The organism is Microbulbifer aggregans (genome assembly GCF_001750105.1).
GTDB lineage: Bacteria > Pseudomonadota > Gammaproteobacteria > Pseudomonadales > Cellvibrionaceae > Microbulbifer > Microbulbifer aggregans.
In genome coordinates this window covers 2,311,908-2,336,066 of record NZ_CP014143.1, presented here as the reverse complement: position 1 = coordinate 2,336,066, position 24,159 = coordinate 2,311,908, and the positions used below count along the sequence as shown (strand labels likewise).

The 24,159-nt window shown below is 59.5% G+C and carries 15 protein-coding genes; 3 read left to right on the top strand and 12 right to left on the bottom strand.

Features of this window, described 5'->3' with window-relative positions:
* Positions 1 to 116 precede the first annotated feature (116 nt).
* Both tilS and AUP74_RS10055 read right to left on the bottom strand, forming a co-directional pair.
* Positions 117 to 1,430, bottom strand: a complete 1,314-nt coding sequence (tilS, locus tag AUP74_RS10060) for a tRNA lysidine(34) synthetase TilS (RefSeq protein WP_083260919.1) — start codon at positions 1,428 to 1,430, stop codon at positions 117 to 119.
* A gap of 186 nt (positions 1,431 to 1,616) precedes the next feature.
* On the bottom strand, positions 1,617 to 2,372 hold the full coding sequence (locus AUP74_RS10055) for a type 1 glutamine amidotransferase domain-containing protein (RefSeq protein WP_083261117.1): 756 nt from the start codon (positions 2,370 to 2,372) through the stop codon (positions 1,617 to 1,619).
* 212 nt (positions 2,373 to 2,584) lie between these two features.
* Between AUP74_RS10055 and AUP74_RS10050 the strand changes: the two genes are divergently transcribed.
* Both AUP74_RS10050 and AUP74_RS10045 read left to right on the top strand, forming a co-directional pair.
* Positions 2,585 to 4,009, top strand: coding sequence for a sugar porter family MFS transporter (locus tag AUP74_RS10050; RefSeq protein ID WP_193427366.1), 1,425 nt, complete (start codon positions 2,585 to 2,587; stop codon positions 4,007 to 4,009).
* A 237-nt stretch (positions 4,010 to 4,246) separates the two neighbouring features.
* Positions 4,247 to 5,155, top strand: a complete 909-nt coding sequence (locus AUP74_RS10045) for a DegV family protein (RefSeq protein ID WP_069947460.1) — start codon at positions 4,247 to 4,249, stop codon at positions 5,153 to 5,155.
* 89 nt (positions 5,156 to 5,244) lie between these two features.
* Here AUP74_RS10045 and AUP74_RS10040 read toward each other — a convergent pair whose 3' ends face one another.
* The 6 genes from AUP74_RS10040 to AUP74_RS10015 form a co-directional block, all read right to left on the bottom strand.
* Positions 5,245 to 6,201, bottom strand: a complete 957-nt coding sequence (locus tag AUP74_RS10040) for an acetyl-CoA carboxylase carboxyltransferase subunit alpha (RefSeq protein WP_069947459.1) — start codon at positions 6,199 to 6,201, stop codon at positions 5,245 to 5,247.
* A 94-nt stretch (positions 6,202 to 6,295) separates the two neighbouring features.
* A complete protein-coding gene (gene dnaE, locus AUP74_RS10035; RefSeq protein ID WP_069947458.1) occupies positions 6,296 to 9,826 on the bottom strand; it encodes a DNA polymerase III subunit alpha in 3,531 nt (1,176 codons plus the stop codon).
* A 108-nt stretch (positions 9,827 to 9,934) separates the two neighbouring features.
* On the bottom strand, positions 9,935 to 10,150 hold the full coding sequence (locus AUP74_RS10030; protein ID WP_069947457.1) for a DUF1289 domain-containing protein: 216 nt from the start codon (positions 10,148 to 10,150) through the stop codon (positions 9,935 to 9,937).
* The gene (locus AUP74_RS10025; RefSeq protein ID WP_069947456.1) at positions 10,150 to 10,680 is read right to left on the bottom strand and encodes a gamma carbonic anhydrase family protein; all 531 of its coding nucleotides are present in this window, start codon (positions 10,678 to 10,680) and stop codon (positions 10,150 to 10,152) included. The genes AUP74_RS10030 and AUP74_RS10025 overlap by 1 nt, the downstream gene beginning before the upstream one ends.
* A 95-nt stretch (positions 10,681 to 10,775) precedes the next feature.
* Positions 10,776 to 11,276 carry a methylated-DNA--[protein]-cysteine S-methyltransferase gene (locus AUP74_RS10020; RefSeq protein ID WP_158514560.1) on the bottom strand — a complete coding sequence of 167 codons (501 nt, stop codon included), beginning with the start codon at positions 11,274 to 11,276 and terminating at the stop codon, positions 10,776 to 10,778.
* A 2-nt stretch (positions 11,277 to 11,278) separates the two neighbouring features.
* Positions 11,279 to 12,733 carry a DNA-3-methyladenine glycosylase 2 family protein gene (locus tag AUP74_RS10015; RefSeq protein ID WP_069947455.1) on the bottom strand — a complete coding sequence of 485 codons (1,455 nt, stop codon included), beginning with the start codon at positions 12,731 to 12,733 and terminating at the stop codon, positions 11,279 to 11,281.
* Positions 12,734 to 13,176: 443 nt separating this feature from the next.
* Between AUP74_RS10015 and AUP74_RS10010 the strand changes: the two genes are divergently transcribed.
* A complete protein-coding gene (locus tag AUP74_RS10010) occupies positions 13,177 to 16,308 on the top strand; it encodes a thrombospondin type 3 repeat-containing protein (protein ID WP_069947454.1) in 3,132 nt (1,043 codons plus the stop codon).
* Positions 16,309 to 16,508: 200 nt separating this feature from the next.
* Here AUP74_RS10010 and AUP74_RS10005 read toward each other — a convergent pair whose 3' ends face one another.
* The 4 genes from AUP74_RS10005 to AUP74_RS09990 form a co-directional block, all read right to left on the bottom strand.
* Entirely contained in the window at positions 16,509 to 18,203 is a 1,695-nt protein-coding gene (locus AUP74_RS10005; protein ID WP_069947453.1) for a dipeptidyl-peptidase 3 family protein, read from the bottom strand.
* 104 nt (positions 18,204 to 18,307) lie between these two features.
* Entirely contained in the window at positions 18,308 to 20,122 is a 1,815-nt protein-coding gene (locus AUP74_RS10000) for an ABCB family ABC transporter ATP-binding protein/permease (RefSeq protein ID WP_069947452.1), read from the bottom strand.
* Positions 20,123 to 20,257: 135 nt separating this feature from the next.
* Positions 20,258 to 20,869, bottom strand: a complete 612-nt coding sequence (locus AUP74_RS09995; protein WP_069947451.1) for an NUDIX hydrolase — start codon at positions 20,867 to 20,869, stop codon at positions 20,258 to 20,260.
* A 120-nt stretch (positions 20,870 to 20,989) separates the two neighbouring features.
* Positions 20,990 to 24,148, bottom strand: a complete 3,159-nt coding sequence (locus tag AUP74_RS09990; protein ID WP_069947450.1) for an efflux RND transporter permease subunit — start codon at positions 24,146 to 24,148, stop codon at positions 20,990 to 20,992.
* Positions 24,149 to 24,159: the final 11 nt, after the last annotated feature.

Sequence of the window (24,159 nt, the reverse complement as noted above, 5' to 3'; positions counted from 1 at the left end):
TTGGTCAGTTGAATGCCCGATGAGATCGGGTTTGCGGGGCCGGCACGGCCAGACGCTGGAGGCGTCTCCCGCTGCCTTGAGATGGGACGCCAGACTACCAGAACCGGGCTTTTGTCTCAATCGAAAAACGCCAGCGGGCGCCAATCCGGGAGAGTCTCCGGGGTCGTGCCAATCCACCCATCACAGAGGAACAGGTCACCCACCGCGAGCAACCGTTCCCCCTCAAAGATTAGCGGAACGCGGTCGCGGAGCCACGGTTCCAGGCCGTACTCCTGTAGAAGCTTCTTGAGGGTTTGCGAATGCTGGCGCTCCAGGGGACGCGCCCGCTCCCCACCGCGGCGAAAACTGACCGTGTATTCCGCAGTGGGCCAGTCTGGTAGCGGGCCCATGCATCCTTCCCCGGGCAACTGCAGCGAATGCCGGCCGCTCCAGGATGCGGCAAAGCCCTCTGGTACCTCCGGTAATGTCGGCGTCAGAAAGAGCCGGTCGCGAAACCGCCGGGCGATCAGCCGCCCCAGCGGCACGGCCGGCAATCGATCCGCCTCGGCACTGGCCAGCTGCTGCTCGAGCTCCGCCAACTGCTGAGCGCTCGGCCAGGTGCCACCGCTGGCCTCTGCCCAGCAGCGCAGCAGGTTACGTCGCCGTTCCGGGCTGAGGGCAAGGAACGGATCGAGCGCGATAGACTCGCCAAGTCGCTCCGCGCGACGACGGCAAGCCCCAAGATCCAGATCGGCCAGCTCTTGCAACAGAAGTGCGCTCTCCTGGAGGTTCTGCGCCGCTCGCTGGACCCGCTGACGGAGAGGCCAGCGATCACTGAGCAGGGGCAGCACCCGCGACCGCAGATAATTGCGGTCAAAGCGCGGGTCGCTGTTGCTCTCATCCTCGATCCAGGTGATCTCATGCTCCCGGGCATAGGCTTCGAGCTCGCTGCGGGAAACATTTAACAGCGGCCTCAACAGCAGCCCCGCCCCCAGTGGCCGGCAATTGCGCATTCCGCTGAGCCCCTGAGGGCCGGCGCCCCGTAACACACGCAAAAAGAACGTCTCAACCTGGTCATCCCCATGGTGAGCCAGCAACAGCTGGTCGCCGGGCTCCAGTAACTGCTGAAACACCTGGTAGCGGGCATCGCGGGCCCCCGCCTCGACCCCAGCTCTGGTATCGACCTCTACCTGCTTTGTATAAAGGGGGATACCGAGGGAATCCGCCAGCTCGGCACAGTGCTCCGACCAGTCATCCGCATTGGGCGAGAGCCCGTGGTGCACATGCACCGCCGACACCGGTTCCCCCTCCACAGACAGCAGATGAAGCAGCACCGTGGAGTCAAGGCCGCCACTCAGGGCCACCCAGCGGCGCCCACGACAAGGGAAGCGCGCGAGAAATACCCGCAGAGAATCCTGAAGAGTGAAACTGCTGTCGCCCAAAGTTGCCATGCCCTGCTCCGACGGGAGCGTTGAAGTGGGAGCAGCCGGAGCAAAGCCTGCAATCGCGCTCGCGGATCGAGAGCGTCACGACAATCGCGCCGACAAACGGGAACAGTTTACCCCAGACTGTCGGCTCAGCCATTGGCCGACAGCCTGATAGTGGAATAGCCAGAAGAGGCTACGAAGAAAGAGAGATCAGTCTCCCTGCACTGCCTGGGCGACCTGCTCACCCAGAGCCCTGGCCGATGCCGGATTCTGGCCAGTAATCAGTCGGCCATCCACGACCACATTGCTCTGCCAGTCGGCCGCACCCTGAAAGCTGGCACCGGCCTCCCCGAGGGCATCCTCGAGCATAAACGGCACCACATCGTCGAGACCCACCGCTCGCTCCTCGCTATTGGTGAATCCCGTCACCTTGCGCCCGGCGACCAGCCTGCTGCCGTCATCGAGGGTCACCCCGACCAGCGCCGCCGGTCCGTGGCAGACAGCGGCCACTATCCCCTCCTCCTGATAGATGGCTGCAGCCACCCGATTCACATCAGCCTGATCGGGAAAATCCCACATTGTCCCGTGACCGCCGACGAAGATCACCGCCGCGTATCGGGCCGGGTCAACGGCACTTAGCGGGCGCGTATTCTCGATCAGCTTACGGGTCTGCGCGTGCTCCAGGAAGCGCCGGTTGTCATCGTCATCTTCCTCCAGGCTTCGAGGGTCGACCGGGGCCTTACCACCTCTGATACTGACGATATCCACCGCAATACCCGCCTCCCTGAGGGCAAAGTAGGGATGGGTCAACTCCGCCATCCAGAAACCGGTCGCCTCTCCCGAACCGCCCATGGCATCGTGGCTTGTCAACACCATCAGTACGCGTGACTCGCCTTCCTGAGCCAGGGAGGGCAATGCCACCAGTAGCGAAACGAGCATCGCTACCGCGCTGAAAAGCTTTTTCATGTTCAGATCATCCTGTCGCAAATGTGGAAATGAAGGTATCCCGGCACCGGCCATAAAAGAATTCCAGAGTTTGGATCTGTGCCATCGAATTTCTGCATGGCACCCGCTCTGCCGCAAAATTGGGCCGCCGTGGCGCGGGGTGCCCTGTCCATTGCGCGCAGCGTCCCGAAGGGTGCGACAATCCCGAAAAATAATAACCAGAGACTAGCGTGATGGAAGCGACCCATGACCGCCTGATAAGTGAAGCGGACCACCCCCGACTTTTTATCGTACTGATCTGTACCATTGCCACCATTGGCGGCTTTCTGTTCGGTTTCGACAGTGGTGTGATCAACGGTACTGTCGAAGGCCTGCAACAGGCCTTCAACTCGAACAGTGCCGGCACTGGATTCAACGTAGCTTCCATGCTGCTCGGCTGTGCGGCCGGTGCCTTCTTCGCCGGGCGCATCGCCGACTTCTGGGGGCGCAAGCCCGTCCTGCTGCTCACCGCGGCTTTCTTCCTGGTCAGCGCCTGGGGCTCCGGAATTGCCACATCCTCACTGGAGTTCGTCGGCTACCGGATTCTGGGTGGCCTCGCGGTCGGTGCCGCCAGCGTGCTGTCTCCGGCGTACATCAGTGAAGTGGCACCGGCGGCCTGGCGGGGGCGGCTGGCAACAATCCAGCAGATTGCCATCATCTCCGGCCTCTTTGCGGCTTTCGTGAGCAACTACCTGCTCGCACACACCGCCGGCTCGGCGACCAGTGAATGGTGGCTGGGGCTGACTGCCTGGCGCTGGATGTTCTGGGTGGAAATGATCCCCGCGGCCTTGTTTCTCCTGACCCTGCTATGGATCCCCGAGAGCCCCCGCTACCTGGCAATCTCTGGTCAGCTGGAAAAATCGCGGGAGGTACTGACGCGCCTGCTCCGGGACCAGCAGGAGGTTGCCAGCAAGCTGGCTGAACTGGAGTCCACCACTGTCCGGGATCAACGCCCCCACCTGCGGGATTTGCTCGATGGTGTGGGTAAGGTCCGCCGCATCGTCTGGGTCGGCCTCGGGCTGGCAGTCCTGCAGCAACTGGTGGGGATCAATGTGGTCTTCTACTATGGAGCCGTACTCTGGCAGTCAGTAGGTTTTTCCGAGTCGGACGCGCTGATGATCAACATCATCTCCGGTGGTATCAGCATCGCAGCCTGCCTGATCACCATTGGCCTGATCGACAGGATCGGTCGCAGGCCGTTGTTGCTGGCGGGCTCTGTCGGCATGTCGGTGTCCCTGGCCCTGGTCTGCCTGTCCTTCAGCACGGCCGAGATCGACACCAGCGGACGCCTGCTGCTCTCCGACGCCATGGGCCTCATCGCCCTGGTTTCCGCCAACGTTTACGTTTTCTTCTTTAACGCCTCATGGGGCCCGGTCATGTGGGTCATGCTCGGGGAGATGTTCCCCAATCGCATGCGTGGCTCAGGCCTGGCAGTCGCAGGCCTCGCCCAATGGGGAGCCAACTTCATCATTACCATGAGCTTCCCCCTGATGCTGCACGCCATCGGCCTCGCTGCGGCCTACGGCATCTATATGTTGTTTGCCTGCCTGTCGGTGATCTTTGTGATCCGGATGGTACATGAGACCAATGGCCGCGAACTGGAACATATGCACGGCTGACGACCTTTCACCCAACAGCCTCGGCAACCTGCACAGCTAGGGTGGGTTGCCGGCTCTACAGACGTCGTCTGCCCGGCGCGCTGGAGTGAGCGTCGAACACGCCCCTCGCTGGCAGCGAGCGCTCTCGGCCACAAGATCAAAAAACTCATACGGGTGTACTAATTTCTCTACCGCAGCCTGCCGTCAAGTGATAAATTGTGCGCCAAATCTCAGAATAATTGACGTACAGAGTTACCCATGGTCCAGCTCGTTGTAGATTCCGGTTGCGATCTGCCGGATGAATTTCTGCGCAAATTCTCCATCCCCGTGTTGCCCCACACCGTCAGTGTTGGCAAGGACACCTTTGGTGATCAGCGCAACCCCGCCCAGATGGCCCACTTTTATACCCTTTCCCTGGTAGACCGCTCCCATCAGATCCTCACCGGTCCGGCCCCCACCGGCGAGATCGAGAGCATCATCAAGGAGCTGGTCAGGAAAGGGCGCAAGGACATCATCGTCCAGACCATCAACGGCACCAACAGTCCGACCTTCGCCAATGCCGAGGTTGCGGTAAAGAATCTCACCGCAACCAGCGCCAACGACGAGGTGAATGTCCACGCCGTGGACTCTCACACCCTGTTCAGCGGCCAGGGACTGCTGGCTCTGTATACCCTGTCACTGATCCAGCGTGGCCTTGAGGCTGGCGAGATCAAAAAGCGGGCTGAGGAATTTCGTCGCAACATCCATGGCTATGCGGCGATCAAGGACGTCTATTACGTGCGCGAGCGGGCGCGGAGCAAGAATGAGAACAGCATCAGCTGGTTCAAGGCCATGGCGGCCCGTATGCTGAAGCTGCACCCGATCCTATCCATTCATCATTCCGGCTCGACCGTGACAGACACCATTCGCGGATTTGAGAACTGCACCCAGTCGCTGTTTCAACTGGCGATCGACAAGATCCGCGCAGGCGAGCTGCTGATGCCATCCATTGTGGTTAGCATCGCCGGCAAGCTGCAGGACCTGGACAAAGTACCGGGCTTTGCCGCACTGGAACAGGTCGCCCGGGAGCACAAAGTGAAAGTGTACAAAACCGTGATGAGCCTGTCCGGTGGTATCAACCTGGGCCCGGAGACGGTCGCACTGGCCCTGGCCTCGGACAAAGCCTGATCACAATCTCTCGCCCCGCAGTCCAGACACAAAAAAGGCCGCAACACAGCGAGTGTTGCGGCCTTTTTTTATCTCGCTGCAGGAAGCGATCAGGAAGTGATATTGCCGTAGCTCATCAGGCGCTGGTAGCGCTTCTCGAGCAGCTCATCAATGGGAACCCTGCGCAGCTGGTCCAGCTGCTCGGACAGGCGCTCCTGAAGACGCCCGGCCATCGCCTCCGGATCCCGGTGGGCGCCGCCTAGCGGCTCTTCGATGGTCTCATCCACAATGCCCAATTCCTCGAGCACCGTAGAGGTCACCCCCATGGCCTCAGCCGCCAGTGGGGCCTTTTCAACGGTCTTCCAGATGATGTTGGCGCAGCCTTCCGGGGAGATCACAAAGTAAGTGGAATACTGCAGCATGTTGAGCTGGTCGCCGACACCGATCGCCAGCGCGCCGCCAGAAGAGCCTTCACCGATCACGGTGCAGATGATGGGCGTACGCAGACGTGACATCACCGCCAGGTTCTGGGCGATGGCCTCACTGATGCCGCGCTCCTCACTGTCGATACCGGGGTAAGCCCCTGGGGTATCGATCAGGGTCAATACCGGCAGGCCAAAGCGCTCGGCCATCTCCATGATCCGCAGGGCCTTACGGTAGCCTTCGGGCTTCGGCATACCGAAATTGCGCGCCACCTTGTCGTTGACGCTACGCCCCTTCTCCTCACCGATCACCGCTACCGGCTTGCCGTCCAGGCGTGCGATACCGGAGATGATGGCCTTGTCATCGCCGAAATGGCGATCACCGTGGAGCTCATCCCAGTCAGTAAACATGCGCTGGATATAGTCCTTGGAGTAGGGGCGCTGCGGATGGCGCGCCACCTGTACCACCTGCCAGGGGGTCAGGTCACTGTAGATGGACTCGGTGAGGTTCTTACTCTTTTCCCGCAGCCGGGCAACTTCATCGGCGATATTCAGCTCGTTGTCGTCGCCCACATGCTGCAGCTCTTTGATCTTGCTCTCCAGCTCGGCGATCGGCTGTTCAAACTCGAGAAAATTGAAATTCATGCAATACGCGCCTTTTAACTCTGGTCATCCCGGAGGGCCATCAATGGCGGCATAGCTTACTCTTCGAGAACCAGCCAGTCGACCCTGGGGGTAATTATCGCCGCTCCTTGTAGTCCAAAATGACCCGGTCGCGACCAAGCAATTCCCTCAGCGACTGCACCAACTGGTCATTCGGCTCCACCTGCCACTCCGCCGGCAGGCGATAGAGGCCACGGGCATCACTGCGAGCCACCTCCATGCACACGCCGCAATTGCTGTCCGGACCATTAGTGTAGGGCTTCAGGCAGGCGGCGAGACGCTTACCGAGACCCGCCGGAGCGCTGGCGCTGTCGAGCCGCAGGCGGACTCCCGCCACACTGCCCTGACGCAGCTCATCCAGCGTCGAGACACTGTTGACGGTCATCTTCAGGCCGCCGCTGTAATCGTCGTGGGAGATGGGGCCATCCAGCACCAGCAGCGCATCCTTCACCAGCTTCTCGCGGTGCTCGCCGAAGGCCTCACTGAAGACCGCCGCTTCGATGCGGCCACTGCGGTCGTCCAGGGTCACGATGGCCATGGAATCGCCGCGCTTGGTCTTCATCACCCGCATGGCCACTACCAGTCCGGCCACCTTCTGGCCCTCGCGGCCGCCGGGTTTGAGGTCGGCGATGCGGGCCTTCACCAGGTGCTGCAGCTCGTCCTCGTATTCGTCGATCGGGTGGCCGGTAAGGTACAGGCCGAGGGTGTTTTTCTCGCCCTCGAGGCGCTCGCGAATACTCCACGGGCGTGCGCGGCGGAAATCCGCATAGACATCGCCATCGGAAGCCGACGGCACCACCTCTCCGAACAGGTCCATCATGCCGGCACTGGCGTTGCGCGATTGCTGCTCGGCAGCTTTCACTGCTTCATCCAGTGCATTGAACATCACCGCACGGGAGTAGTTGAGCCCGTCCATCCCTTCTGCCGACGGACCGATGCTGTCCAGGGCTCCCGAGCGCACCAGTGCTTCCAGGGCGCGCTTGTTCACCTTGCGCGGATCGACGCGGGAACAGAAGTCGAACAGGTCGGTAAACGGCCCGCCTTCCTGGCGCACCGCGATAATGTTCTCGATCGGGCCCTCGCCCAGGCCCTTGATGGCACCCAGGCCATAGATGATGCGATTGTCCACGTCCACAGAGAACTGGTAGGTGCCGAGATTGACGTCCGGCGGTACCAGTACCAGGTCCATGGCCCGGCACTCCTCGATAAAGGTCACCACCTTGTCGGTCTTGTCCATGTCCGAGGACATAGTGGCGGCCATGAATTGTGCCGGGTAGTGCGCTTTAAGCCACGCCGTCTGGTAAGAAACCAGAGCGTAGGCGGCGGAGTGGGACTTGTTGAAGCCGTAGCCGGCAAACTTTTCCACCAGGTCAAAGATCTTCATGGCCAAGTCAGGGTCAACGCCCTGCTCTTTCGCACCACTGGCGAAGATCTCCCGCTGCTTGGCCATCTCCTCGGGCTTTTTCTTACCCATGGCACGACGCAGCATATCGGCGCCGCCGAGGGTGTAGCCCGCGAGCTCCTGGGCGATCTGCATCACCTGCTCCTGGTAGACGATTACCCCGTAGGTAGGCTCCAGGATCGGCTTGAGCTTCTCGTGCTGGTATTTGGCATCCGGATAGGCGACCTGGGCGCGACCATGTTTCCGGTTGATGAAGTCGTCCACCATGCCTGACTGCAGCGGGCCGGGACGGAACAGGGCCACCAGGGCGATCATATCCTCGAGGTTGTCCGGCTGCAGGCGCTTGATCAGGTCCTTCATACCGCGGGATTCCAGCTGGAATACGGCGGTGGTCTCGGCCCGCTTGATCATCTTGTAGGTTTCGGGATCGTCCAGCGGCAGCGTCTCGATGACCAGCGGCTCCTTGCCTTCACGAGCACGCTGTTCGTCCACCATCACCTTGGCCCAGTCGATGATGGTAAGCGTACGCAGACCGAGGAAGTCGAACTTCACCAGGCCCGCATCTTCCACATCGTTCTTGTCGAACTGGGTCACCAGACCGGCACCCGTCTCATCACAGTAGAGCGGTGCAAAGTCAGTCAACTTGGTGGGGGCGATCACCACGCCGCCGGCGTGCTTACCCACGTTACGGGCCACACCCTCCAGCTGCTGGGCCATCTCCCAGATTTCCTGGCCCTCCTCGTCAGTTTCGAGGAACTCCCGCAGGATCTCCTCCTGCTCGAAGGCTTTGGCCAGGGTCATGCCCGGGTCCGGGGGAATCATCTTCGACAGCTTGTCGGCCAGGCCATAGGACTTGCCCTGCACCCGTGCTACGTCCCGCACCACCGCCTTGGCGGCCATGGTACCGAAGGTAATGATCTGGCTCACCGCATCGCGGCCATAGTTGTCCGCCACATAACCGATCACCCGGTCGCGCTTCTCCATACAGAAGTCGACATCGAAGTCGGGCATGGAAACCCGTTCCGGGTTAAGGAAACGTTCGAACAGCAGGTCGTACTGCAGCGGGTCGAGGTCGGTAATATCGAGCGAATAGGCCACCAGCGAGCCGGCACCAGAACCCCGTCCCGGACCTACCGGGATATCGTGGTCCTTGGCCCACTGGATGAAGTCCATCACGATCAGGAAGTAGCCCGGGAACCCCATCTGGATAATGATATCCAGTTCGAAGCGCAGCCGGTCCTCGTAGACCTTGCGACGCTGGGCGTAGTCCGGAGCGGACTTATCGAGAATTTTGTCGAGGCGGCGATCCAGGCCTTCAAAAGATACCTTCTCGAAAAACTGGTCCTCGGTCATCCCCTCCGGGATCGGGAATTCCGGCAGGAAGTACTTGCCCAGCTGGATTGGGGCCGAGCAGCGGCGGGCAATTTCCACCGTATTCTCCAGCGCCTCGGGAATATCGCTGAACAGCTCCTGCATTTCCTCAGGGGTACGCAGATACTGGTCGGGGGAATACTTGCGCTCCCGGCGGGGATCATCGAGCGCACGGCCGTCGTGGATACAGACCCGCACCTCATGGGCCTCGAACTCGCTCTCCTCGAGGAAGCGCACATCATTGGTAGCCACCACCGGCAATTGCAGCTGCCCAGCCAGCTCTACAGCCGCGTGCAGGTACTCTTCATCACCGGGGCGACCGGTGCGCTGCAGCTCCAGGTAGTAGCGGTCAGGAAAGATCCGCGCCCACTCCTGGGCCAGTTCCTGTGCCTGGGCTTTACGGCCTGCGACCAGCGCCCGCCCCACATCACCATACTTGGCGCCGGACAGCGCCAACACACCTTCGGCATATTCCGGCAACCACTCGCGTCGGATATAGGCGTTACCGTGGTACTGCCCCTCCATCCAGGCGCGGGAAATCAGCTCGGTAACGTTGCGGTAACCCTCCTTGTTCATTGCATAGAGGGTAATCAGCGTGGGGTTTTCCTCGCCGCCCTCACTGAGCCAGAAATCCGCGCCGGTGAGCGGTTTGATACCGGCCCCCATACACGCCTTGTAGAACTTCACCTGGCCGTAGAAATTGGTCTGGTCAGTGATCGCGAGTGCCGGCATTTCCAGCTCGGCCGCACGGGCTACGAGCGGCTTGATCCGCACCAGGCCGTCAATCAGGGAGTATTCGGAATGGACTCGTAAGTGGACAAAGAGTTGGGTCATATTTCTTATTACGTTGATGTCACCCGGTGCATTGCCGGGTGCGCCGCACGAGGTACACCTCGCCCGGCCTGTGTGCAGAAAAAATCTCGTACTTCTGTCGCGGCCGGATTACCAGATCCGGCCCATGGAGCGCGCCCGCTCGGTACAACTTTTCAATACCTGCCGGCGCTCATCATTGCTCATGGTGCCCCAGCGGCTGATTTCCATTCCGGAACGAAAACAACCCTCACAGATGTCTTTCTCATTCAGGGCACAGACGGAAATGCAGGGGGAACGCACTGGCCGCTCAGCCACAACAACCTGGGATAAAACTTTCTCGGCCATCAGGATTCGGTAATCGCTACTAGTTCTTCAGCAAAGCGTTTGCCATTGCCGGCATAGTGGTCACTGCTGGCTTTCAGCAGTTCGAACATGGACTCGTCCAGCGTCTTCACCACTTTACCCGGACTGCCAAGTACCATGGAATAGTCGGGGATCTCGGTATTTTCTGTGACCAGTGCATTGGCGCCGATGATGCAGCACTTGCCGATCTTCGCGCCGTTCAGTACAACCGCGTTGATGCCGATCAGGCTGTAGTCGCCGACGGTGCAGCCGTGCAACATCACCTTATGACCGATGGTTACACCGGTGCCAATATTCAGCGGGACTCCCGGGTCGGTGTGCAGAACGGCCCCGTCCTGCACATTGCTGTACTCGCCAATCGTGATCTGGTCACAGTCTCCACGAACGACCGCGTTGAACCAAACGGAGCTGTGACTGAGCATCCGCACATTGCCGATCACATGGGCCCCGGGCGCGATGTAGTGCCCCTCACCCTCCAGCGTTGGCTCTTCTGTTCCCAGTCTGTACAGCATCTGACCTCCGGATCCGTTGCGCGGCTCAAGCGCCCTATTATCCCGGTCGCAGGCAGTCATGACCAGCGCCATCCCGGTCGGCGCAGTCAGCGGGATCAGATGAGGCTGGGTTGGTCCACGAACCGCGCCCCCTCAAGGCTCAGTAGCCGGGCCTTCATGTCCAACCCGCCCGCATAGCCGGTCAGGGTCCCGTCAGCCCCGATAACACGATGGCAGGGGATCACGATGGCAATCGGGTTGGCGCCATTGGCCCGCGCCACCGCGCGGATGGCTTTCACATTGCCGAGAGCCTCAGCCTGCTCGCGGTAGCTGCGGGTCTCCCCATAGGGAATGGACAGCAAGGCCTGCCACACCCGCTGCTGGAATTCCGTACCGTTTGGATTCAGGGGCAGCTCGAAGGTGCGACGCTTCCCCGCCAGGTACTCTGCCAGCTGGGACGCGGCGAGATCGGTCAGCTCCGACTGTCCTCTCTCCCACCCCTCAGACACCTTCCACGAACCTCCCTCAGTCAGGAATCGCAGCACGGTGACCCCCACCTCATCCGCAGCAATCACAACCTGGCCCAGTTCGGTCTCATAAACTTCGTAAGCAATCATGTTCAATTCTCCGCTTGCAGGGACTGCCACAGCAGCAGCGCCCCATAGGCACGCCAGGGCCGCCAGGCCTCGGCGCGCGCCAGCGCTTCCTTTGGGCGAGCCTTGTCCGGTCCTCCACCAAGCGCTTTCAGTATTCCCAGGTCCGAGGCGGGGAAGGCGTCGGGCATGGATAGTCCGCGCATGGCGATGTACTGGGCCGTCCAGTCACCAATACCGGGGAGAACCGTCACCTGCTCACACCAGTCCTCCAGGTCCGGCAGGTCGAAATTCACACGCCCGGCCAGCGTCGCCTCGACAAAGCTGCGCAGGGTTTCGGCCCGCTTGCGGGTCAGGCCGAGCCCGCTGAAATCCGCCCCGGCAAGCTGGGTAGCTGTTGGAAACAGTTTGTGCACATTGCCGACGTCATCACGAAACGAGCCTCCATAGCGATCCACCAGCCGACCGGCAATGGTCGTGGCCGCTGCCACCGAAATCTGCTGGCCCAGGATCGCCCGCAGGGCATACTCAAACGGATCCCATGCACCCGGCAGGCGAATGCCGGGGCTGCGGCGAATCTGCTCCGCCAGCAGGGGGTCGCAACCCAGCACCTTCTCGATCTCGTCCGTATCCGCGTCCAGATCGAACAGTCGGCGCAAGCGCTGGCTGATCTGGTACAGGGAAGTCCCCACCTGGCCCTGCACTTCGACCACCAAGCGGTGCGCAGAAAACTCATGCCCGACCCGCAGCACACCCCGACTGCCATCGAGGGAGAAGCTTCGCTGGTAGACACCATCGATCACCTGCTCCACCCCGGGCAGGGCCCGCTGGCCCAGGAAAGCGAGCAGGCGTTCCCACTGAAGCGGTGGGCGATAGTGCAAAAACAGCCGCAGGGTGCCATCACTGGTGCCGGATGACACGCTGACACTGCCTTTGCGCACCTCCGTCGGCGTGCGCTGGTAGATCTGTTTGAATACAGCATTAAACCGGCGCAGGCTGCCGAATCCCGCCGCAAATGCAATGTCGGCAACCGGCAGACTGGTATCCCGCAACAGTCCAAAAGCAAACAACGCCCTCTCCGCCTGCCAGATCGCCTGGGGGCTCGCGCCAAGATGCTCTGAAAACAAACGGCGGAGATAACGGCTGCTCACCCCAAGGCGTTCAGCCAGGGTCTCCATCGACGCCGCCTCCCGCTCGCTCCGCATCAGCTGGAGCGCCCTCCGCACCGTGGTGGAAACGAGCCCCCATGCAGGGCTGCCGGGCGCGGCATCGGGCCGACAACGGAGACAGGGGCGAAAGCCGGCCTGTGCGGCCTCAGCGGCCGTCGGGTAATAGGTGACATTGCGCTCCAGCGGCAGGCGGGCAGGACAGACCGGCCGGCAGAATATCCCGGTGGTGCGCACCGCGACAAAAAAGCGTCCGTCAAATCGCCTGTCCCGGGCCAGCCGGGCCCGGGCACAGGTTTCAGGATCCAGTCTCATACTCCCCCCTCTTGGCTGTCGCCAGTCTAACGGCGCCTGAGTGCGCCCACTAGTCATATTCGGAACTGACAGAGTTAAGAGGTAGTTCTTGAGGAAAAGAGCAAGCTTTACCTACAGAATTAGGAAGGTGGCGACAAATTCGATCAGAATGGCGCCAAATCTTAGACTTGGTTCAAAATTTGGATTAGAAACGCTTCACGGATAAAAGCTTTAACAAGTTCCGCAATATCAATAGATAAGAAGTAAGGGGTAGTTACGCCGCCCGGCAATGCCCCGAGGTTACAGGGAAGTAACGTTGTAGGAACCGTCAACAGGTGGCTACCGGCTTTGGGATTCAGGAGAGAACCCAGTGTCGGCGCACAGGCCATAGTTGCCCCCTATCTCCGATGCATCTCCAACCTCAGGAAGATAACAAAAAGGACTTTTGTTCTCCGGAGATTTCCATGAAGCGTTTGTTGCTCGCCGTTTTAGTGATTCTGCTCACTCACCTGGCCGCCTGCAGTGCTGACGTAAAATCAGGCAAGCGGACCTCGACCACCGACACACAATCCCTGACTGTCACCGACACAGATGGTGACAACATCACGGACAGCAGTGACAACTGCCCCAGCACCGCAAACCCAGATCAGGAGGACCTGGATGGAGATGGAACCGGGGATGCCTGTGATACTGACACAGACGGTGACAATGTCCCCGATGAGTCAGACAATTGCGCCGCCGCTCCCAATCCTGATCAGGAAGACCTAGATGGCGACGGGAACGGCGATGCCTGCGATGCCGATGATGACAACGACGGCACCGACGACGAAAGTGACAACTGCCCGGTCGTACCGAATGAAGACCAGACGGATGCGGACGGCGATGGTATCGGCGACGCCTGCGACGAGGACCTGGATGGGGATGACGTCGACAATGATGCCGACAACTGCCCGGCAGTACCGAACAATGAGCAGAGCGACCTGGATGGCGATGGTATTGGCGATGCCTGTGATAACGATCGCGACGGTGACGACCATACCGACAGCAACGATAACTGCCCGGACGTCGCCAACCCGGATCAGCTAGATCAGGACAACGATGGCATAGGTGATGCCTGCGATGCCGACAGCGACACCGACAATGACGGCCTCGACGATGGCGATGACAACTGCCCCGCTGTAGAAAACCCCGACCAGTTAGATACTGACAGCGACGGTACCGGCGACGCCTGCGACAGTGATGACGACGGCGACGGGGTCGACGACAATACCGACAATTGCCCCACCGACGCGAATGCCGGCCAGGAAGATCTGGATGGTGACGGCACCGGCGATGCCTGTGATAGCGATCGCGATGGCGACGGCGTCGACAACAACCCGCACGACAACTGCCCGAATGTCCCGAACCCGGGACAGGAAGATGCCGACAACGACGGTATCGGCGACGCCTGTGATCCGCTTACCGACTCTGACGACGATGGCGTGGGCAACGAGAACGACAACTGCCCCCTGATCGCCAACCCCGACCAGGCCGATCTGGACAATGACGGTATCGGCGATGCCTGCGACACTGACACCGACGGTGACGGAGCCGGCAACGACACAGACAACTGTCCCACCACCGACAATTCAGATCAGCTGGACACTGACGGCGACGGCCTTGGCAACGCCTGCGACGATGATGATGACGGCGACGACGTTGGCGATACCGTCGACAACTGTCCTGTCGATGCCAACGCGGATCAGGCCGATCAGGATGGCGATGGCATCGGCGATGCCTGTGACACCGACCGCGACGGAGACGGTACCGATAACGGCACCGATAACTGCCCGCTGACCGCCAATGCCGACCAGGCCGATACCGATGGCGACGGCTTCGGCGATGCCTGCGACGACAATACCGACAGCGACGACGACAGTATCCCGGACGAGGCCGACAACTGCCCCAACGACGCCAATAGTGACCAGGCGGATCTGGACAGTGACGGCATCGGTGATGTCTGTGACAACGACCTCGATGGCGACGGTGACAATAACGACGCCGACAACTGCCCCACAACGGCCAACCCCTCCCAGGCGGACACCGACAACGACGGTCTCGGTAATGCCTGTGACGAGGACGATGACAACGACGGTGTCGATGACGGCACTGATAACTGTCCAACCATCGCAAACGGTGATCAGGCCAACCTGGATGGCGACGAATTCGGCGATGCCTGCGACGCGGATGAGGACGGCGACGGCCTCGACGATGACGTGGACAACTGCCCGTCAGTCGCTAATCCCGGGCAGGAAGATCTGGACGGCGATAGCATCGGTGATGCCTGTGACTCTGACGACGACAACGACGGCGTTGAGGACGATGCGGACAACTGCCCAGCGACAGCCAATGCGGATCAGTCGGATATCGACGTTGACGGCACCGGCGATGTCTGTGATTCGGACCGTGATGGAGATGACTGGGATAACGACAGCGACAACTGTCCGAGCGTTGCTAACCCGGATCAGGCCGATCAGGACACTGACGGTATCGGCGATGCCTGTGACACGGACAGCGATAGCGACAACGATGGCCTGGACGATGGAGAGGACAACTGTCCAGCTGTGCCCAATGCGGATCAGTCCGACGTTGATGGCGACGGTACCGGCGATGTCTGTGACAGCGATGCCGATGGTGATGGAACCGACAACGGCAGCGACAACTGTCCGATGACTGCCAATGAAGATCAGACCGACAGCGATGGTGACGGCATCGGCGACGCCTGCGACGACGATCTGGATGGCGACGGTACCGATGACGACACCGACAACTGTCCACTGGTCCCCAACCCCGGTCAGGGAGACATTGATGGTGACGGTCTCGGCGACGCCTGCGACCTGGACTCAGACGGCGACGGTGTCGATGACGGCGATGACAACTGCCCGTCAATTCCGAACCCGACTCAGCTCGATGGAGACGGTGACGGTATCGGTGATGCTTGCGATCCCGATTCGGACGGCGACGGCATCGACAACGACGTCGACAACTGCCCGCAGACGCCCAACCCGGATCAGGATGACTTCGATAATGACGGTGTCGGTGATGCCTGTGACAATGATCAGGCAGCGAGCTGTGAGTCCATCGGTGATTTCCAGCCGATTACCACCAGCGAGTCTTTCCTCGACAAGGGCGTCATTGAACCCTGTAGCGGCTGCTCCGTGACCAGCCCGGGCCGGGTCACCAATAGCGTGATTACGGATGCGGCTCGCCTCGAGGTGACTGCCGGCGCTGGAGGCTCTGCCTTTATCGATGTGACCAAAACATCAGTGCTTTCGGGACGCCATATGGTCGGCTTCCTGGTGGAGAAGCCCGCTACCCTGCTCGATCTGCTGCTACTGGAAACCATCACCATCAGCACCTGGCTTGACGACACGCCGACTGGTGACAGCTCCACCGGCAGCTCACTGGTGGCGTTCAAGGTCGACGGGGCGACGGATCAGCGAGTGATTGTGATCGCCGCAGAGCAGGACTTTAATCGGGTCCGCCTCAGCCTCGACAGCCTGCTGCTGGAGGTGAACCAACTGGATGTTTACATGGCTTGTCTGGCCCCCCTCTAGAAAAACGATGTGCGTCACCTGAGTATGCCCCGGCTAATGCCGGGGCTTTTTTGTCCGCATGGGCCACGGATCGGAGAGATCCATTGAGAGTGAGGGCTTGGGTCTGTGTTTTGGCAGAGTGATTGCGGAGTTCCGCCAAAAATAAAAAAACCCGGCCGAGGCCGGGTTTTTTTATTCAGGTCGGAAGTCGGAGCGAATGATTACAGCCCCAATACCTCTTTGCCCTGAATGAAGGTTACATCCACCGGGATGTCGGCGGCTGCCAGACGATCGAGATCCGCCTGCAGTTCTGCACCAACCACGCCCTTGCCTTCCAGCAATTGCTTGGACTTTTCATAGTCACCATCACCCTGGATGGTCAGGATCAGGTTGGAAAGGCTTGTCATGGCCTCTTGCATCTTGTCGAAGTCGACACTGTAGTGACCGGTCTCCGGATCGCGGCTGAAGGCGCCCTGCTCCTTGAAGTAGTTGAAGCGCATCATATTGGCCTTGCCGTGGGCACTGGCGGCACCGAAACGCACGCTACGGAAGATACTGGCCAGGAAGGTGACGTAGTTATCCATCAACTCACCCTCTTCCAGCTCCCCTTTCTCGTGCAGGCGGGTCACCATGTACAAGCCAAGGATATCTGCCTTGCCCTCTTCCAGCGCAGAGGAAGTTTCCTTCAGGGCCTGACGGACATTCGCGCCATCGGTCACGGTTTTCTTGATACCCAGGCCGTGTGCCACTTCATGGAACATGGTGTTGGAGAAGAACGCCGGGAAAGTAATGTGCTTACGCTGATCCTCGGCGATCAGAACCTCGCTGATCGGCACCAGGATCTTGTCGAACTTGGCGCGCATGGCGTTTTTCAACTGCAGGCGACGGGTACCCTTGGCCAGCTGTACTTCCTCATCATTGGGGAGGTTGATGGCGATGGTTTTGGAGCCCGCATTGCTGTGACCGGCATAGTAGAGCACATCGTAGGCATTCAGGTCAGAGTCGGTGCCCGGCACCTCGGACTTGTACTTTTCGTCCACTGGCAGACCTTTCTGCAGCTCGGGCAGGAACGCTGCGAACTTGGCCAGCTTCTCGCTCCACTCCATGTCCTTCAGCAGTACGTAGGATTCATAGGCGGTACGGTAGGCGAACAGCTGATCTTCATAGTTCTCGATGGGGCCGATCACTACGTCAATCTCATTGTCCTTCATGTCCATCCATGCCATGTCGCTGGGACGGAAGTTATCGGTCACCAGTGCTTCGGCACGCATGGTCAGGTAGTTGGCAAACTGCTCGTCCTCGGCAAGCTCGGCCGCCTCGCGCAGGATGGTTGCAGCCTTTTCGAGCTCTGCTTTGTAAGCCTCGCTATAAGACACCAGCTTCAGGTTGCCCTGATCATCGCGGCGCACCAGGGAGTAAAGGCCGTCTTTGCCCGGCTGCTCCCAGGCCTCGAACTCGGCCTTGGTCATGTCTTCCGGGTAGAACTGGGCACCCAGAGGCTTGGGTCCATACCCCTCGACAAAGGCCTCGTTGTTGTTGAGACGATCCCAGGGGCCATAGTTGATGTCGGCAAATTTGCGCTTGGCCGGATCCTCGATCTTCGGCAGCAGTTGATCCGCCGGGCCGTAAGACTGCAGCCAGAACAGGCGATCCATGATTTCACTGGCATCGATCAGCTTGGCAATCAGCTGTCGCTGGTCGTCGGAAAGGTCGGAGAGATCCGCATTCAACTCTACCGGCACATAGATATCAAAACGGGAACTGCTCTCGGTCTGTTCGGTAGAGGCCTCTTCCTGCATCTCGGCCTTGGCAGCCGGAGCCTCTTCTGCTGTACGGGACTGCTGCTCATCGCGGGGTGAGCAGGCGCTCACCAATGCCAGCGCCAGCAGCGCAGCGGTGATCTTAGCGGTTTTCATAGAAATCCTGCCTGTTATGTTCATTGGTCCGGCGCCACATTAAGGCGGCACCAGATTTTAATCAAGACAGTGGCAGGTCGGGGGCGAGGGCGGAGGGCTGCCCCTCAGTCACCCGCGGCGTTGCTGTAGGCGGGATTCTGTCTCTCCTCCTGCTGCAGCCGCCACAGTGCGGCATAGTGGCCGTTCTCAGCCAATAGCTCCCCATGAGAGCCCCGCTCCACCACTGTCCCCCGGTCGAGCACCAGAATCACATCCGCATCCACAACCGTTGAGAGTCGGTGGGCGATCACCAGGGTAGTCTGTTCAGCGGCTACCTCACGCAGGGCCCCGAGAATGCCCCGCTCTGAGCGGCTGTCCAGGGAAGAGGTGGCTTCGTCGAAAACCATGATGGGCGGGTGTTTGAGCAGCGCCCGCGCAATTGCCACCCGCTGCTTTTCGCCACCGGACAGCTTCAGCCCCCGCTCACCCACCAGGGTGTTCACGCCTTCTGGCAGCTCCCGCACGAAGTCCGCCAGTTGAGCGTGTCGGATCGCCTCCATCACCTCCTCATCGCTGGCATCGACTCGACCGTAACGCACGTTTTCGAGAATGGACTGGTTGAACAGCACTGCGTCCTGAGGCACCACACCAATCGCGGCCCGCAGGGAGGACTGGCTCACCGAAGAGATATCCTGACCATCGATCGTAATACGCCCAGCCGTGGGGTCGTAGAAACGGAACAGCAGCTTGAACAGGGTCGACTTGCCGGCCCCGCTGGCACCGACAATGGCGACTTTCTGCTGTGGCTCGACCGCGAAGCTGATGCCCTTCAAGATTTCACGATCTGTACGGTAGGCAAAATGCACATCCTCGAAAACAATCCGCCCCTCGCCTACCTCCAGATCCGGCGCATCGCCCCGGTCACCGATCGCTGGCTCCACCCGCAGCAGTGCGAACATCTTTTCGATGTTGGCCAATGAGCCTTTCATCTCCCGGTAGACGAAACCGAGAAAGTTCAGCGGAATAAAGATCTGCATCATAAAGGCATTGATAAGAACGAAGTCGCCGATGGTCATATCACCAGCGATCACACCCATCGCGGCCAGGATCATGGCTCCACTCATGGCGCTGGCGATAATCAGCGCCTGCCCGGCATTGAGGCCGAACAGCGACAATCGGTTTTTCCGCCGCGCCTGCTCCCAGAACGCCAGTTCCCGATCGTAATGACCCGCCTCGTAATGCTCGTTGCCGAAGTACTTGACCGTCTCGTAGTTCAGGAGGCTGTCTACCGCCCGGCTGCTGCTCTGGCTCTCGGCCTGGTTCAGCTCGCGCACAAAGCGGGTACGCCATTCCGTCGCGACCACAGAAAAGCCGATATAGATCACCACGGCACCGAGAACCAGCAGAGCAAAGACGCCGCTGTAATTCCACCACAACAGGCCCGCTACCATGCCGATCTCCAGCAGCGTGGGTACGATATTGAACACCATAAAGCGCATCAGAAAACCGATGCCGGCATTGCCGCGCTCGATATCCCTGGAGAGCCCGCCGGTCCGGCGATTTAGGTGGAAATCCAGATCCAGTTTGTGGAGGTGTTCAAATACCTCGAGTCCAATCCGCCGCTGCGCCCGCTCCGTCACGCGGCCAAAAATAGTATCCCGCAGCTCGCCAAACAGGACGCTGGAGAAACGCACTGCTCCGTATGCGAGCAGCAAGCCCAGCGGCAGCGCAACCGCAGCGGCAGCGCCACCCGCCGCATCAAGATCATCGACGATATGCTTGAGTAAAAACGGCAATCCGACACTCGCGAGTTTGGCGCCCACCAGGCACAACAGCGCCAGGAAGACCGCACGGCGAAATTCCAATAGGTAAGGGAAAAGGGTTTTGAGTGCTCCCCAGTGCACCTCGCTCAGGGGGACATCGGACTTCGGTCTCGGCATGGTATCGCTCACGGAAAAGTGCGGGGCATTATAGTCCCCGCACTGACCGGCATTGAAGGCGTCAAGGGAGGCGAACTATTCAGTGAAGCCCGTCTAACACTGAATCGGCGCTTTCAGGGCGATTCCGGAATCCCGTTAGCTCAGTGCCCGCAGGGGCACATCGTCACTGTGCTCGATTCGCGCCCCGAGAATCCGGGTCAGGAACTCGGTCAGGATACCGGCGGTAAACCCCCAGATTTCGTACTCGTCGAACTGATACGCAGGTAGATAGATAGCCCGCTGATCGATGGTGATACGGTCGGTGCGGATGCGGGGATCGGCCAGGAAGAACGACAACGGCACACGAAAGATGGCATCCAGCTCACCCGGGTTTGGCGTCATCGGCACATCCGGCGAAACGATACCCACCCACGGAGTGACTTCCACCTCCCAGCGGGTACTCCGTTTCCACAACGGGCCGAGAATCCTGACAGCCTCGGGGGGCACCCCAATCTCCTCTTCCGTCTCACGCAGGGCGGTAAATTCCAGCGAGGGATCACCCTCTTCCCAGCGTCCGCCGGGCAGTGAAACCTCACCGGAATGCGAACTCAGGTGTTCGGCGCGCAGCGTCAAAATGACCTCCGGGTCAGGCTGGTTAGTCAACGCCAGCAATACCGCTGCATGACCATGGAGTTCATTGCCGGAGGGTACTCTGGACTCCAACTTTGGCCTTAATTGTTGAATCTTTTTCTCAATGACTTCGAGCATCGAACCTAATCAGCAAGCCAGTCAACCGGCGCTCTCAAGAAAGCTTTAACTACCACTATACGCTAGTGGAACCCGAGAACCACACCCAAGTAATCTACCAGCGCAAATCCAAACTCTGCGTTATGACAGTTCGGCAGCAGACGAGTTTCCTTTCCTGCCTTTGACGAATTCCCTGAGCCGCTGAATAAGCGAGTAAAAGATGGGCACAAGGAAAGTCGAGAACAGGGTTGCCGCCAACATACCGCCAAAGACCATCAAACCAAGTGAAACACGGCTCACAGCGCCGGCGCCGGTGGCGATAACTAATGGGAAAATACCGAGCACAAACGAGAGTGCGGTCATCACTACCGCGCGAAAACGCAAGCGGGTGGCCTCGAGGGCAGCCTCTTCGATCGACTTGCCCTGGTCACGCTGCAAAACGGCAAACTCCACCATCAGGATCGCCGTTTTTGCAGCCATTGCAATCAACAACACCAGGCCAATTTGCGCATACAGATTGCTGTCCCGTCCCATGATGAGGGTTGCCAGTAACCCGCCGGCCAGGGCTATCGGAATCGCAAGAAGGACCGCCACAGGAATGGCCCAGCTTTCATACTGGGCCACCAGAAACAGGTAGGCAAAGATCACCGCAAGACCAAACAGGATCGGGGCCATGTTTCCCGCCTCGATCTCTTCCAGGCTCGACCCGGTCCACTCAAAGCCATAGCCCTGTGGTAAGCGCCCACCGACCTCCTCCATCGCATTCATGGCGTCACCGCTGGAAAATCCGGGAGCAGCATTGCCATTGATGGTGATGCTATTGTAAAGGTTGTAACGGTCAATAGTCAGTGGCGCGACCACCGGCTCAATTCGGCTCACTGAACTGACCGGTACCAAACCACCACTGCTATTGCGAACAAAGAATCCGCTCAGAACCTCCTCGCTGTCGCGAAACTGTGCGTCCGCCTGCACGATCACCCTGAACACTTTCCCGTAGCGATTAAAGTCATTGACATAGATTCCTCCAAGGAAGGCCTGCAGCGTGGTGTACACATCCGTCAGCTGCAGATCCATCACATGAATTCGGTCCTTGTCCATGGTCATACGGAGCTGCGGTGTGGAAGACTGGAAGGTGGTAAATGCAGCAGCAATCTCGGGCCTCTGATTGGCCTCGTAAATCAGGTTGTGCGTTACATCCGCCAGCTGGACGACACTGCCACCCTGCAAATCCTCGACAACAAAGGTAAAGCCACCGATCGCACCAAGACCCGGCAGAGCAGGTACAGGGAAAGCCTGAATTCTCGCCTCGGGTATACCGCCAGCCAGTTGCTGAACCCGCGCCATTACAGGCATCTGGAATAGCTCTGGATCGGTGCGTTCATCCCATGGCTCCAGGATCACAATTGCCAGGGCTGAATTGGACGCAATACTGTTGGAAAGCAGGTTAAATCCAGGCACAGCCATGACATGGCCAACCCCATCCTGCTCCAGTACCTGGCTTGTGATGGTTTCGACAACCGTCGTCGTTCGCTCGAGCGATGCCCCTTCTGGCAACTGGATATTCATCATGAAGAAGCCCTTGTCCTCGTCAGGCACGAACCCTGTCGGAACTGTGGAGAAGAGCCACGCACAAAAAAGACCAATACCAACAATGGTGGCTAACCCCAACAAAGGCACCTTCACGAAGAAACGCACGATTGACATATAGAAACTGGTGGCCACATGCAGGAAGCGGTTGAAAAACCCAAAAATACCTCCTGTCTTCAGCTCTCCAGAATCCTCATCCTTCGCTCTCCGCAAGAGCAATGAGCAGAGTGCCGGGCTCAATGTCAACGCATTGATACTGGAGATCAGTACCGCAATCGAAATGGTGATCGCAAATTGCTGATACATCTTACCGGTGAGCCCCGGCATCAGCATGACCGGGACAAAGACCGCCAGCAAAACGGCGGTGGTTGCTATAACAGGACCGGTCACCTCGCGCATGGATTGCAGTGCAGCATCAACGGTTGATAACCCTTCGGTGATCAAGCGCTGGGTATTCTCCACCACAATCACCGCATCATCGACCACGATACCGATCGCCAAAATCAGGGCAAAAAGCGTGACGGTATTGATGGTCATGCCCAGCGCCAGCATCAGGGCAAATGTGCCGATGAGGGACACTGGGATAGCAATAGCGGGAATCAACGAGGCTCGCCAGTCCTGAAGAAAAAGGAACACCACCGCAACGACCAACGCAACCGCAATCAGCAATGTCTCGACTACTTCGGCTATCGAGGCACGCACAAAGTCGGTGGTGTCATACAGGATCTCCGCTTTGAGCCCCTCAGGAAAGCGCTCTGACAGCTCTTCCACACGAATGCGGATATTTTCGGCCACTTCCACGGCGTTGGCGTCGGGGAGCTGATAGATTGCCATCACCGCAGACGGCTTTCCGTCAAGCAGGCCGAACGCGCTGTACAGCCTGCTGCCCAGTTCAATCCTGGCGACATCTCCCATCCGCACAATGCCACCATCCGGCCGTGCGCGGATGCTGATGTTTTCGAATTCCTCGACATTCTCAAGCCTGCCCTGCACCAGCAGGCTGTACTCGAATTGCTGATCCTCCCTGATGGGCGCCGCACCTATTTTTCCCGCCGCCACCTGCACATTTTGCATCTGGATGGCAGCGATCACATCGCCGGCCGTTACATCCAGGGAAGCCATCCGGTCCGGGTTGAGCCAGATCCGCATGGCATAATCCTGCGCTCCGAGAATGTTCACCTCGCTGACGCCATCAATTCGTGCCAGCTCATCCTTGATAAAGATCTCACCGTAGTTTGCGAGGAACAGGCCATCCATCGTGGCCATCGCATCGTCGTCGGCCAGCAGGTTGATGATTAACAGAATGTCCGTGGACTTCTTGCGAACAATGACCCCATTGCGCATGACTTCGGTTGGAAGCTGCGGTGTCGCCTCCTGCACCCGGTTCTGCACGTTGACCTGCGCGATGTCCTCATCGAAACCGCTTTCAAAAACCACTTGCAGGTTATAGGTGCCGTCATTCGTGCTGGTCGAGGACATGTACTTCATGCCCTCCACGCCATTGACCGCAGACTCGATGGGGACAGCAACACTGTCGCGCATTACATCTGCACTGGCACCGGAGTAGGTGGTCTGCACCGAGATCGTTGGTGGGGCGATATCCGGAAATTGCGCCACTGGCAGCAGTGGTAGTGACAGGAGCCCCGCCAGGGTGATCAGGATGGAGATAACAAACGCAAAGCGGGGCCGGCGAATGCAGAACGCGCTAATCATGAGCGAGCCCG

Excerpts from the sequence above, each read along its gene's own strand:
- tilS (WP_083260919.1), bottom strand. The coding sequence starts at position 1,430 with ATGGCAACTTTGGGCGACAGCAGTTTCACTCTTCAGGATTCTCTGCGG.
- AUP74_RS10055 (WP_083261117.1), bottom strand. The coding sequence starts at position 2,372 with ATGAAAAAGCTTTTCAGCGCGGTAGCGATGCTCGTTTCGCTACTGGTG.
- AUP74_RS10050 (WP_193427366.1), top strand. The coding sequence starts at position 2,585 with ATGGAAGCGACCCATGACCGCCTGATAAGTGAAGCGGACCACCCCCGA.
- AUP74_RS10045 (WP_069947460.1), top strand. The coding sequence starts at position 4,247 with ATGGTCCAGCTCGTTGTAGATTCCGGTTGCGATCTGCCGGATGAATTT.
- AUP74_RS10040 (WP_069947459.1), bottom strand. The coding sequence starts at position 6,201 with ATGAATTTCAATTTTCTCGAGTTTGAACAGCCGATCGCCGAGCTGGAG.
- dnaE (WP_069947458.1), bottom strand. The coding sequence starts at position 9,826 with ATGACCCAACTCTTTGTCCACTTACGAGTCCATTCCGAATACTCCCTG.
- AUP74_RS10030 (WP_069947457.1), bottom strand. The coding sequence starts at position 10,150 with ATGGCCGAGAAAGTTTTATCCCAGGTTGTTGTGGCTGAGCGGCCAGTG.
- AUP74_RS10025 (WP_069947456.1), bottom strand. The coding sequence starts at position 10,680 with ATGCTGTACAGACTGGGAACAGAAGAGCCAACGCTGGAGGGTGAGGGG.
- AUP74_RS10020 (WP_158514560.1), bottom strand. The coding sequence starts at position 11,276 with ATGATTGCTTACGAAGTTTATGAGACCGAACTGGGCCAGGTTGTGATT.
- AUP74_RS10015 (WP_069947455.1), bottom strand. The coding sequence starts at position 12,733 with ATGAGACTGGATCCTGAAACCTGTGCCCGGGCCCGGCTGGCCCGGGAC.
- AUP74_RS10010 (WP_069947454.1), top strand. The coding sequence starts at position 13,177 with ATGAAGCGTTTGTTGCTCGCCGTTTTAGTGATTCTGCTCACTCACCTG.
- AUP74_RS10005 (WP_069947453.1), bottom strand. The coding sequence starts at position 18,203 with ATGAAAACCGCTAAGATCACCGCTGCGCTGCTGGCGCTGGCATTGGTG.
- AUP74_RS10000 (WP_069947452.1), bottom strand. The coding sequence starts at position 20,122 with ATGCCGAGACCGAAGTCCGATGTCCCCCTGAGCGAGGTGCACTGGGGA.
- AUP74_RS09995 (WP_069947451.1), bottom strand. The coding sequence starts at position 20,869 with ATGCTCGAAGTCATTGAGAAAAAGATTCAACAATTAAGGCCAAAGTTG.
- AUP74_RS09990 (WP_069947450.1), bottom strand. The coding sequence starts at position 24,148 with ATGATTAGCGCGTTCTGCATTCGCCGGCCCCGCTTTGCGTTTGTTATC.